The organism is Streptomyces sp. NPDC020801, from assembly GCF_044334385.1.
Classification (GTDB): Bacteria; Actinomycetota; Actinomycetes; order Streptomycetales; family Streptomycetaceae; genus Streptomyces.
Map to the genome: position 1 here is coordinate 221242 of NZ_JBIRST010000013.1, position 11478 is coordinate 232719.

At 69.5% G+C, this 11478-nt stretch carries 10 protein-coding genes and 4 pseudogenes; 9 read left to right on the plus strand and 5 right to left on the minus strand.

Annotated elements, in window-relative coordinates; all coding sequences use genetic code 11:
- Positions 1-60: 60 nt before the first annotated feature.
- Positions 61-363, plus strand: a pseudogene (locus tag ACH4UM_RS26325) (tetratricopeptide repeat protein); the annotation flags it as partial.
- Between the two features lie 591 nt (positions 364-954).
- On the opposite strand, the gene ACH4UM_RS26330 reads toward ACH4UM_RS26325, so the two are convergent.
- The 4 genes from ACH4UM_RS26330 to ACH4UM_RS26345 form a co-directional block, all read right to left on the minus strand.
- Positions 955-1527, minus strand: a complete 573-nt coding sequence (locus ACH4UM_RS26330) for a DUF6529 family protein (RefSeq protein ID WP_398184025.1) — start codon at positions 1525-1527, stop codon at positions 955-957.
- 37 nt (positions 1528-1564) lie between these two features.
- A complete protein-coding gene (locus ACH4UM_RS26335; RefSeq protein ID WP_398184028.1) occupies positions 1565-2083 on the minus strand; it encodes a hypothetical protein in 519 nt (172 codons plus the stop codon).
- Positions 2084-2716: 633 nt separating this feature from the next.
- Positions 2717-3145, minus strand: a complete 429-nt coding sequence (locus tag ACH4UM_RS26340) for a MarR family winged helix-turn-helix transcriptional regulator (RefSeq protein WP_398184031.1) — start codon at positions 3143-3145, stop codon at positions 2717-2719.
- The gene (locus ACH4UM_RS26345; protein ID WP_398184034.1) at positions 3145-3561 is read right to left on the minus strand and encodes a polyketide cyclase; all 417 of its coding nucleotides are present in this window, start codon (positions 3559-3561) and stop codon (positions 3145-3147) included. Before ACH4UM_RS26345 ends, ACH4UM_RS26340 begins: the two co-directional genes overlap by 1 nt.
- Before the next feature lie 768 nt (positions 3562-4329).
- Between ACH4UM_RS26345 and ACH4UM_RS26350 the strand changes: the two genes are divergently transcribed.
- From ACH4UM_RS26350 to ACH4UM_RS26380, 7 genes and pseudogenes are all read left to right on the plus strand, one after another.
- A complete protein-coding gene (locus tag ACH4UM_RS26350; RefSeq protein ID WP_398184037.1) occupies positions 4330-4872 on the plus strand; it encodes a hypothetical protein in 543 nt (180 codons plus the stop codon).
- A 116-nt stretch (positions 4873-4988) separates the two neighbouring features.
- A complete protein-coding gene (locus tag ACH4UM_RS26355; RefSeq protein WP_398184040.1) occupies positions 4989-6128 on the plus strand; it encodes a sugar ABC transporter substrate-binding protein in 1140 nt (379 codons plus the stop codon).
- Positions 6129-6837: 709 nt separating this feature from the next.
- Positions 6838-7224, plus strand: a pseudogene (locus ACH4UM_RS26360) (alcohol dehydrogenase catalytic domain-containing protein); the annotation flags it as partial.
- A 1-nt stretch (position 7225) separates the two neighbouring features.
- A pseudogene (locus ACH4UM_RS26365) lies at positions 7226-7519 on the plus strand (MBL fold metallo-hydrolase); the annotation flags it as partial.
- 247 nt (positions 7520-7766) lie between these two features.
- A complete protein-coding gene (locus ACH4UM_RS26370) occupies positions 7767-8129 on the plus strand; it encodes a bifunctional 3-phenylpropionate/cinnamic acid dioxygenase ferredoxin subunit (RefSeq protein WP_398184043.1) in 363 nt (120 codons plus the stop codon).
- Positions 8126-8989, plus strand: a complete 864-nt coding sequence (locus ACH4UM_RS26375) for an NAD(P)/FAD-dependent oxidoreductase (RefSeq protein WP_398184046.1) — start codon at positions 8126-8128, stop codon at positions 8987-8989. The genes ACH4UM_RS26370 and ACH4UM_RS26375 overlap by 4 nt, the downstream gene beginning before the upstream one ends.
- 90 nt (positions 8990-9079) lie before the next feature.
- Complete coding sequence (locus tag ACH4UM_RS26380; protein ID WP_398184049.1) at positions 9080-10213, plus strand: aromatic ring-hydroxylating dioxygenase subunit alpha; 1134 nt, start codon at positions 9080-9082, stop codon at positions 10211-10213.
- A 64-nt stretch (positions 10214-10277) separates the two neighbouring features.
- Here ACH4UM_RS26380 and ACH4UM_RS26385 read toward each other — a convergent pair whose 3' ends face one another.
- Positions 10278-11075: an IclR family transcriptional regulator gene (locus ACH4UM_RS26385; protein ID WP_398184052.1), complete on the minus strand. Its 798-nt coding sequence runs from the start codon at positions 11073-11075 to the stop codon at positions 10278-10280.
- Between the two features lie 155 nt (positions 11076-11230).
- Between ACH4UM_RS26385 and ACH4UM_RS26390 the strand changes: the two are divergent.
- A pseudogene (locus ACH4UM_RS26390) lies at positions 11231-11478 on the plus strand (choline dehydrogenase); the annotation flags it as partial.

Consider the following 11478-nt stretch of genomic DNA (forward strand, 5'->3'; position numbering starts at 1 on the left):
CGGCTGACCACGGCCGTGCACGGGGCCAACCAGCGCGGGCGCGCTGGTTGGCCTGCAGCCGTGCTCCTCGCCCCCCACCTGCCGCTGCTGCTCGACTACGCGGACCCGCGCACCGCCACACACCACCGCACCACTCTCAACGCCCTGGCGCAGGTGCTGCAGAAGGCTGGCGCTTTCGGTGCGGCGCGCCTGCTGCATGAACGGGTCCTCGACGTCGAGACCCGCATGCTGGGTCCCGGGCACCCCGATACCTTGACCAGCCGCAACAACCTGGGCAATGCCTTGTTCGGAATGGGAGAGCCGGCCGAGGCAATACGCCTGCTCCGGCAGACCCTGGAGGACCGCACCCGCATCCTGGGCCCCGTGCACCCCGATACCTTGACCAGCCGAGTTTCCGACAATGCTTCTTGGCTACTGCCGCACTTCGACGGCCGACCAGAACCCCGATCATCAGATCGACGCGCTTCTCCGCAACGGCGTCGACCGACGCGGTCTGCGGCCGGTACTTCCTCAGCTTCGTCGTGGACACCGGGCCGGACATCATCCTGCAGGCGGAGGCGGAGTCCGCTATCGACCTCGCTGTCCGCCTTCGCGGTCCTGTCCGACGGCCGGGAGATCGGCAGCACCCGCCTCCTGCGCCGGGCGGAGAGGAAACCCGAGCGCCTTCCGAGACCTCGCGGTGTCCGGCCTCGGCCGCACTCGGCTCGCCAAGTCCGTGCACGACACGGCGATGGTCCGCGTTCGTCGGCATGCTGGAGTGCAAAGCGGTCGAGCACGGCCGCACCTTCGCCAGGGTGGACCGTGTCTTCCCGCCATGCACGTCCGGGAGTGGACATGCGGCGCCTGCGGCACCGGCCAGGACGAAGGTTCCGGCACAGCGCGTTGAAGCAGGAAGCCCCCGGCAGAGCCGGAGGAGTCAGGCCGGAATCCCTGGATTTCAGGCCGGGGCACAGGTCAAAGCCCGGGAGCATCGAATCCATTGAGGGCCCACAGCGCGCCGGAGTACCAGAGCAGTCCGATGGCGCAGGCGATGAGGCTGCCTGCGACCGGGAGCATCCAGCCCGGCAGGCGGCGGCTGCGCACCACGAGCACCTTGGCGACGAACGCGCCGTACAGCGCGCAGCCGGCAACCGAGTGCAGGAAGACTCGCGTGCTCGTGGTCTCCACGCCGTAGGTGCTGACACAGTGGTACGCGATGGGCAGCGACAGCAGGATGGCGACCCATCCCAGCACACGGTGTCCGGTGCGCACCGTGCGAGGCGCGGCTGCGAGGCCGGGAAGACGGTCGTACATCCACAAAGCCAGCAGGAGCTGGACGAGCGCAAGGCCGAACAGGGCGCTTCCCAGACGAGCCTTGAGGTCGACCGCGTCGGTGCCGTGGGCGCCGAACAGACCCATCCCGAATTGGGGGCTGTGGTGACGCCCGGTAACCCAGATCGCCACCGCCACGGCCACGGCGGCGCCCAGCACCAGCGCGGCGGCGCCCCCGGCAGACCGCCGCCCGACAGTACGGTGGTCTGTGGTCATCGTCGCGACCGCCGTCCGGCTGCGGATTCGGCGGGGGTCAGCTCAAATCCACCTTCTGGCCGCTGGCGTCGATCACATACCAGGCGGCACCGAACTGATTGAGGCCCTCACCGTTCGTGTCGCCGGGCTTGGCGTCTCCGGCATACCCGTAGAGCGGATGCCCGTGATAGGTGACCTGCATCTTGCCGTCGGACCGTTTCGTCGTGCCCAGCAGTCCGGACTGGGCCGAGTCGCCCGCCGTCGGGTTACCGGACGTAAGCAGTGGTGGCCAGGCCGCGGCGCACGCACCGTTGCAGGTCGACTCCGTCGACTTGTCCGCCTCGAACAGGTACAGGGTGTGGCCCTCGGCGTCGACCAGGATCGTGCCGAGCTTGCCGGCCTTGGCGGTCTTGACCACGGCCGGCGCACCGGCCGAGGCGCTGCTCGCCGGTGCGGACGGGCTTTGGCTGTAGCCGGGCGCACTGCTCACGGCCCCGCTCGGCGGCGTCGCTGACGGCGAGGCCGCCGACGAACCGCCGCCGCTGGAGCAGCCACTCGTGCCGGCGGCGAGCGCCACGACGGCAGCGGTCCATGCAACAGCAGCCAGGCAGGTGCGCCTCATCACAGCTCCACACCGTCGGTGGTGGCCCGGACGGCTGACCGGGCCAGTGGAGCCATGCTCCCCGCGGCTCGCGGCCCTCCGTGCTCCACGGCGCCGCAACACCCGGGGATTTCACTCAGATGCACGCTGGTCTCAGGTGATTTGCACCACCACTCGACCGCTGTACGAGCCACAGCGATGGCAGGTCGTGGGCCACGGCCTTCGGCGCTGCACACTCGGTGGTCGGCGGGAGTCCGCCGGGTCACGTCGGGGGACGGGCTCCGCTCCCGGTGGCTGCGGCTACTGTCGGCGGCCCCGGCAAAACGGCCATGAGTGGCTCCAGGCGGTCACGGATTCAATGACGTTGTGAAGTGGCCCCGCGCGCCTGCGGCCGGCGAGAGCCGGCAGGCCGTCGGCGGCGAACCGGCCCCGTAGGCCATCTTCTTCAACCGGTGACGCTGCGAGGCGGTCAGCGCGACGTGCACCGCGGATGTGACAGGCGAGAGAGGAAGGCGGCCGTTTCCATGGGGCCCTTAGGGCCGGCCAGTTGCAGATGCCACCGACCGGCGGGTTCGGGTTCGGTGGCCTGCGATTGTCGGTGAGGGCGTTTCAGGATTCGGGATGAGCCAGGCGACCGAGCAGGGCTATCGCATCGTCGATGGGCACGGGCTGGAAGAACAGCGCGTCGACGCGCTCAACCGCTGCAATCGCGCGCGGGGCCAGGTCGGCGCCGGTGTCGGTGACGCGCAGTCGTTTTGCGCGGGTGTCGGCCGGGTCGACCTCACGCTCGATGAGTCCCTTGTGTTCCAGGGTGCGTACCACCTGGGAGGTCATCTTGACGTCGGTGCCGGCTTGGCGGGCGAGGGCCAACTGGTTGGGGTGCTCGCCCTGGGTGTTGAGCCACCAGGCGCAGGCAAGCAGTACGAACTGCACGTGGGTGAGACCGAGGGGGGCGAGGGCTGTGGCGATGTCGCGCTGCCATCGCAGTGTGGCGTGCCACAGCAGGAATCCGGGGCTGTCGCCGGGGCTGAGGGGCATCAGCGCAGAGCCAGCCGGACCAGTGAGGCCATGGTGTCGGGCCAGTCGGCGGTGATGCCCGGGCCGATCTGCGGGCCGGCCTCGTCCGCGCCGGTGCCGGTGATCTCCATGCGGTACACCACCCGGATCCGGTCCTCGTCGATCCGGTCGATCCGGTGGATGGTGCGCAGCAGCAGGTCGCCGAAGCGGGCCTCGTCGACGAAGAGTTCGCCCTCGACGGCTTCGGCGACGTGCAGCAGTATCGCGTCGTCCCCGGGCGGCGTCATCGCTATCTGTGCTCCCGCCGCGAAGGGGCCACTGATCTCGATCTTCTCGATCTCGGCGTTCCAGGTGCCCCAGTTCGGAACATCGGCCCAGAGCCGCCAGATCGCCTCGGGGGTGGCGCTGGTCTCGATGCTGTGCTCGTACTCCCACATGAGAGGCCTCCTCGACTGGATGATGTATCCATAGATTATCTGCGCAGAGACTAGATGTCCAGTGCGCAGCAGCAGCACCCGCCGCAGCGGCAACCCCGGAAAGATTGTGGAGCGTCGATGGGCCGGCAGCTGAACGCTGCGGCGGATCTTCGGACGGCTGCCCAGGGGAAGTGACCGGACCGCCTCGGATCGTCGCTGTGTGGGGCGGCGGAACGCGAGGGCGGTGAAGGCCCACTGAGTGTGGAAGTCAGAGGTCGGCGCGCTCGTGCCCGGGGGCTTCGGGTTTCACTCGCTCAGCTGGCCCCGCCAGCCCCGCGGCGGCGGACCGTCCGCTGCAGACGTTCGAGCGTCGTCGAATCATTCGACCGCGAACATGACATCCGGCTTCTCTGGATCGGGCCGGAAGCCGTCACATGGCGACCGGAACCAGTTAGGCCGGGCCGGGTCGGGGGCGGTCCAGACACGCCACCCAACCGTCGACCACCGGCTCGGCTCCACCCGTGCACCAGAAGGGGGAACCACATGTCCCGATTCAGCAAGACCCGCGCACTGGCCACGACCGTGGCCTCGTTGGCGCTTCCGAACCGCCGACGACCACCAACCGCGGACACCACGCGGTCGTCCAGGCGGACGGCAACTTCGTCATCTACGACGTGAACAACGCTCCCATGTGGGCGTCCGGCAGCTACCACTCACCGAGTTGCCCCGAGACCCGGCCCTATCAGGGCTGACGTCACCGCGGCCCGTGGCAGCAGTTGGGCGGCGTGGTTGCGGTGTCACCTCGCCGACCGGGACCGGGACGTCTGGCAGATCCTGGATCAGGTCGTCCACGCCGCCCACACCGCCGTCATCGCCGGCCGCTCGCAGTCGCCGCGTTCAACCCCGCCGGTCGTCGAGGGGCTCCAGCTGGTCGGCGGCCGGGCGTGCGCTCACGCCTGGCCTCCGCCCTCGTTCCCTGCCTGGCTGCGGGGTACGTGCCGTTTCGTCAACTCCCTGGACTGCGCGCGGCCTGCTGTCGGCAGACCCCGCGAGGTCGGCGAGCCGTGCACGCCCCCGCATGCCGGGGAGCCGGGCGAACTCGGCGAGTTGCACGGGGAGCGGGCTCCCGCCATGCCCGGTGACGGCGACGGGACTGCCTTGCGCTTGAAGATCCGGTTCGGCTCCCCGAACCACTGGGCCCCGAACTCCCCCCGGGACATGTCCCGTCGCCGGATGGAGAGAAGGCGGGAGGGAGTCCGGGGCTTGATCCTCGTCACGTTCCACTCGGACACCCGGGGCGTCACGGAACGCACCCTGGCCAAGACGGCCTGAACCGGACCCGACGGTGAATTTGTCACGACAACAGCTTGACGTGTCACATCGTTGGTCGCTTTGCTATCGGCCATTCGGGTCGCTACGTTGCTCCCTGGTTCGGAAGGCCCCCTGACATGAACGCTTGTACCGCCCGCAGGGCCCCTGTGCGCCGTACCGTCACAGCCCTGGCCGTTTTCTCCTCCGCACTTTCACTCGCCGCGTGCGGCGCTCTCGACGGCATCGGCGGCGGGGGCGGCAGCTCCGCGGGCCCCAAGCGCGACGACATCACGGTGGGGCTGCTCCTGCCCGACCGGGACACCGCACGCTTCGAGAGGTTCGACTACCCCATCATCAAGAAGGAGGTCGCCTCGCTCACCCACGGCAAGGGCAAGGTCCTCTACGCCAACGCCGAGGCGAGCGTGGCCCAGCAGAGCCAGCAGTTCCGGCAGATGGTGGCTGACAAGAAGGTGGACATCATCCTGGTGGACGCCGTGGACGCCAAGCGCATCGCGCCGGACGTGCGGAAGTCCAAGGACGCGGGCATACCGGTGATCGCGTATGACCGCCTTGCGCAGGGCCCGATCGACGCGTACGTCTCCCACGACAACGAGCTCGTCGGCCAGGTACAGGGCCGTGCGATCACCGAGGCACTCGCCGCGAAGGCGTCGGGCGGCAAAGTCGTCATGATGAACGGGGATCCCGCCGACCCGAACACCGCACAGTTCAAGCAGGGCGCGCTCGGCGAACTCCAGGGAAAGGTCGACATCGTCAGGCAGTACGACACCGACAAGTGGTCGCCCGCGGTCGCCAAGGCGCACATGAAGCAGGCGATCCGGTCGATCGGGCTGGGCAACATCGCCGCCGTCTACTCGGCGAACGACGGTATGGCAGGTGCCGTCATCGACGCGCTGAAGGAGGCGGGCGCGAAGTCGATCCCACCGGTGACCGGGCAGGACGCGAACCTGGACGCCGTGCAGCGGATCGTCGCGGGGGAGCAGTACATGACCGTGTACAAGTCGTTCCTGGACGAGGCCACCAACGCCGCGCAGATGGCGGTGGACAAGGTCCAGGGCCGTGACATCGCATTCGACGCGCTTACTCGCGACAGGGTCGACAGCCCGACGCAGAAGAACATCCCCGCGATGCACGTGCCCGTGGTCAGCCTCACGAAGGACAACATCGAGAAGACGGTGATCACGGACGGCGTCTACACCGTCCGGCAGATCTGCACCGCGGCCTACGCGGCCGACTGCGCGGCCATCGGGCTGAAGTAGCCCTGCGCATGCCGGAGACTCCGTCCATGCAGGTGAGGGCCTGTCCGTGGGCGGAGTACTCGTGAGCCCGGCCGCCGCTGCGACCAGATGATCTGCCGTTCCGCTTCAACTGCCCACCCCGGCATGACACATGTGTTCTCCGCACCGCGCCTCCGCTGAGCCCCAACGGTACGGGGCAGGCGCGGCCGGCTCCGGCGCCACTCCACCGTGGTCCTGGGCGACCGCGGCTACGACCATGACGGGTACCGCCGTCCGGTCTGGGATCTCGGTGTGAAGCCACAGCTCGCCCGCCGGGGCACCGGCCACGGCTCCGGACCCGACACCGAATGCTGGATCGTCGAGCGCGCGTTGGCCCACCTGCACTGGTTCCGCCGCCCGCGGAGCCGCTGGGAGATGGCTGGGGATTGCAGCCCGGCTTTGACGGGTCCACGCCATACGGCGCCACGGAGCCCCGCCGCTGCCTCCCGCCGCTCGCCCGCCGCGTCCACCTTGACGGCCAGGGAGGGTCCGGGGCGGCGCGACCGGTGAAACCGCCGAACGGTCGCACGGCCGCCGCTCGGTACCTCGCTGGGGGAGCGGTCGCTCGATTCCGACGTACGCGGATCCTTGACCGTCGCGCGGCGCTCCACGATGCTGTGTTGCGACACATGAGATGCGTGCCGCAATGAGCAACAATTCGCTCAGATCTCGTACCAGCCGAGGAGTGGCCATGACTCACCAGGTCCGTGCTGTCGTTGCGCGGGGCAAGGGCGCCCCCGTCAGCCTGGAAACGATCGTCGTGCCCGACCCCGGACCGGGTGAAGCGCTGGTCGGGATCGAGGCCTGCGGGGTCTGCCGCACTGGTCTGCACTACCGCGAAGGCGGCATCGGTGACGACTTCCCCTTCCTGCTGGGCCATGAGGCGGCGGGTGTGATGGAGTCGGTCGGCGAGGGGGGCACGGACGTGGCGCCCGGTGACTTCGTGATCCTCAACTGGCGTGCGGTGTGCGGCCAGTGCCGGGCGTGTCTGCGGGGCCGGCCCTGGTACTGCTTCAGCACACACAACGCGAAGCAACCGATGACCCTCACCGACGGGACCGAGCTGTCCCCGGCGCTGTGACGACAGCGAGGCGGTCGTCATCGACGCCGCCCATGACGCCGACGCCGTCGCCGAGGCTCTCGGCGGGCGCGTCCTGCGCGCGATCCTGTGCACCCACGCCCACAACGACCACATCGACGCCGCACCGGACCTGGCCGCCCGCACCGGCGCCCCGATCCTGCTGCACGCCGACGACCTGCCGCTGTGGAAGCAGACCCACCCCGACCGGACGCCGGACGGTGAGCTCACCGACGGGCAGACCGTCACGGTCGCGGGCGCCCGGCTGACCGTGCTGCACACCCCGGGCCACGCCCGGCTTCTGACCGCCCGGCGGCGGCCTCGCCCCGGTGCCGGTGCCGGTGCCCTGTGCGCCGCCGTTCCCTGCCCAGCGCTCGTTCTCCCTGTTCAACCGCGTTGTACGAGGCACTCCGGCATGCGCGGAGAACCGCTGTCGGAACCGCTTCACCGTGGCCCTTGGACGCCTTGACAAGGGTTCAGCGGGGCCCGCAGACTAGCGTTGCGTCAATCGCAATCCGTTTCGCTATACGCACCGAGGTGTCATGATGATTCCCGCGTGCCGTCTCGCGGATCTGCCGCGAGGCGAGGCCCACCGCCTCGACATCGACCCGCCGGTCTCGGTGTTCCACACCGATGACGGCGAGCTCTTCGCCATCGACGACACCTGCACCCACCAGGACGCCTCGCTCGCCGACGGCTGGCTGGAGGGCTGCGAGGTCGAATGCCCGCTGCACGCTTCCAGGTTCGACCTGAGGACCGGTGCCGTCGACGCCCCTCCGGCCAAGCTCCCGGTCCGTACGCACGAGGTCGTCGTCGAGGACGGCATCGTCTACGTGCGGCTGTCCACGGAGGCTCCCAACCTGCCGCCCTGTGTCGCCTCCCGCCTGGCCGGAGGCCCCGCGTGAGGGCCGTGGCCGTGGTGGGCGCCTCGCCGGCCGGTCCGTCGGCCGCACGCTCGCTGCGGAAACGGGGGTACGACGGTCGGCTGGTCGTCATCGGCGACGAGCCGCACCGCCCGCACGACAGGCCGCCACTGTCCAAGGAGTTCCTGTCCGGTGCCATCGGCGAAGCGGATCTGGCACTGGAGCGGGACGACGAGGACCTGGCGGCGGAGTGGGTGCTCGGCACCCGGGCCACCGGACTCGACCGCACCGAGCGGGCGATCCGGCTCGCCGACGGCCGGGCGATCCGGGCCGACGGCGTGATCGTGGCGACCGGTGCCGCCGCGCGCACGCTGCCCGGCACCGACGGCCTGGCCGGCGTGCATGTGCTGCGCACCCTGGACGACGCCCGCGCCCTGCGGGACGAACTGGCCCGGAGCGGACGGCTGGAGGGATCCGGCGTCGAACTCGGCAACGGCGTGAAGTGCGGCGCCGGCGGCCGCACCAGCCTGGCCGGAGTCGTCGCCGTCGGGGACTGCGCCAACTGGTACGACCCGCACACCGGCACGCACCGCGGCGTCGAGCACTGGACCGGCGCCGTGGAACGCCCCGACGCCGCCGTGGCCGCTCTGCTCGCCCACGGCGCCACGGAACCGGGCGTGCCCAGGCCGCCGTACTTCTGGTCCGACCAGTACGGCGTGAAGATCCAGTTCGCCGGCCACGTCACCGGCGCCGACAGCGTGACGGTCGAAGAGGGCACCACCGACGACCGCAGCTTCCTGGCCGTCTACCGGCACGCCGGCCGGCCGGTCGCCGTACTGGGGATGAACCAGCCCCGGCTGTTCACCCGCCGGCGCAAACAGCTCATCGCCGCCGCGCCCTGACAGCGCCAACGCTCGATACCCAACGCCGTCAGAAGTCGCTCTTCCCGGCGGGTGAATGACCGATCCACGACGTTTCCCGAGGAGTGCAGCGTGACCTCGACAAACCTGCCGGAGAGCCTGATCGCCACCCTCCCCGGCTCCTCCTACACGGATCCGGGCATCTTCGCCCAGGAGCAGGAGCGCATCTTCGAGACGATGTGGTTCTGCGCCGCCCGCGCCTCCGACCTGCCGAAGCCCGGCGCCTTCCGCACCGTCGACGTGGGCCGCGAGAGCATCCTCGTCACCCGGGCCCGCGACAACTCGATCCGGGCCTACCTCAATGTCTGCCGGCACCGCGGAGCCAAGCTCTGCACGGAGGAGACCGGCGAGGTCAAGCGCGCCTTCCAGTGCCCGTACCACGCCTGGACCTACGACCTCGACGGCAAGCTCGTCGCCGCGCCCAACCTCACCAAGATGCCCGACGTCGGCCGCACCGAGTACGGCCTGGTGGGCGTGGCCGTCCGCGAGTGGCTCGGCTACGTCTGGGTCTGCCTGGCGGAGAACCCGCCCTCCTTCGAGGAGGACGTCATCGGCGAGGTGATCACCCGCCTCGGCGACGTGGAGTCGATCGAGCACTACGACGTCGACAACCTCGAGGTGGGCAAGCGGATCGTCTACGACGTGAAGGCGAACTGGAAGCTCATCATCGAGAACTTCATGGAGTGCTACCACTGCGCCACGATCCACCCCGAACTCACCGAGGTGCTGCCCGAGTTCGCCGACGGCTACGCCGCCCAGTACTACGTGGGGCACGGCGCCGAGTTCGGCGAGGAGATCCAGGGCTTCACCGTCGACGGCTCCGAGGGGCTGGACCGCATCCCCGGGGTGTCCGAGGACCAGGACCGCCGCTACTACGCGATCACCGTCAAGCCGCAGGTCTTCATCAACCTCGTGCCCGATCATGTGATCTTCCACCGTATGTACCCGGTGGCCGTCGACCGCACGATCGTCGAGTGCGACTGGCTCTATCTGCCCGGTGTGGTGGAGAGCGGCAAGGACGTCAGCCGGTCCGTGGAGCTCTTCGACCGGGTCAACCGCCAGGACTTCGAGGCCTGCGAACGCACCCAGCCCGGCATGAGCTCCCGGCTGTACGCCAAGGGCGGTGTGCTCGTGCCCAGCGAGCACCACATCGGCGCCTTCCACGACTGGGTCCACGAGCGCCTCGGTACCCGGCAGCCGGAGTGACCCGGGCGGTGCGCCCGCGGCCCGCGCTCCGGAGGGTCCTGCGTCCGGAGCACGCGCGGGCCGTTCAGCCGAGGTAGCCCATGCGGTGACTGATCTCCTCCGCGCCCTTGAGGAGTACCGGGGCGAGCTCGTGCATACGCTCCTCGGTGAACCGGTACGAAGGCCCGGAGGCGCTGATCGCGGCGATCACCGCGCCGTCCCGGTCGCGGACCGGTGCGGCCATGGCGTGCAGACCGATCTCCAGTTCCTCCAGCGTGAAGGCGTAGCCCCGCTCCCGGGCCTCGGCGAGGTTCTTCTCGAGCTTCGCCCTGGCCGTCAGGGTGTGGGGGGTCACCTTCTTCAGGCCGGACTCCGACAGCAGCGCCGCGCGCTCCTTGGCCGGCAGGTTGGCGAGCAGGATCTTGCCGCTGGAGGTGGCGTGCAGCGGGGTCAGCTCGCCGACCCAGTTGTGCGCGGCGACGGCCGCCGGGCCGCGCACCTGGTAGAGGTTGATCGCGTAGTGCTCCTGCATCACGGCGATGTTCACCGTCTCGCCGATCTCTTCGGCGAGACGCTCGCAGACCGGCCGGCCCTGCTGTGTGATGTCGAGGCGTGCCGTGACGGCACCGGCCAGGCGTACAATGCCAAAGCCGAGGCGGTACTTGCCGCGCTCGCCCGCCTGCTCCACCAGGCCGCGCGCCTCCAGGGCGCCGAGCAGCCGGAACGCGGTGGACTTGTGAACATCGATCTCGGCGGCCACCTCGCTCACGCCCGCCTCGCCGCGCTGGGCCAGGATCTCGAGGACGCTGATGGCCCGGTCGACGGACTGCACCCCGCCGGCCTGTGAACCGCTCGTTTCGGTATCCGGACTGAAGTTGCTCATAGAGAAACTATACGCGGAGTAAACAACGTTCTTGCAAGTAACCGTGATGAAACAAGGAGCTTGCAAGTTGCGTTGTTCGCAACCTGGTGCGTATGGCGATACCCGTATTAGCATGCCTCGCGTATCGACGGCGCGAGCGAGCGAGACGAGGCACCATGGCTTCCCTGCACTACGACTTCGTGATCGTCGGCGGTGGATCGGCCGGCAGCGCACTGGCCAACCGGCTCTCGGCCGACCCGGCCAACCGGGTACTGGTCCTGGAGGCGGGACGGTCCGACTACCCCTGGGACGTCTTCATCCACATGCCCGCGGCGCTGACCTACCCGATCGGCAGCCGCTTCTACGACTGGAAGTACGAGTCCGAGCCCGAGCCCCACATGGACGGCCGGCGCATCTACCACGC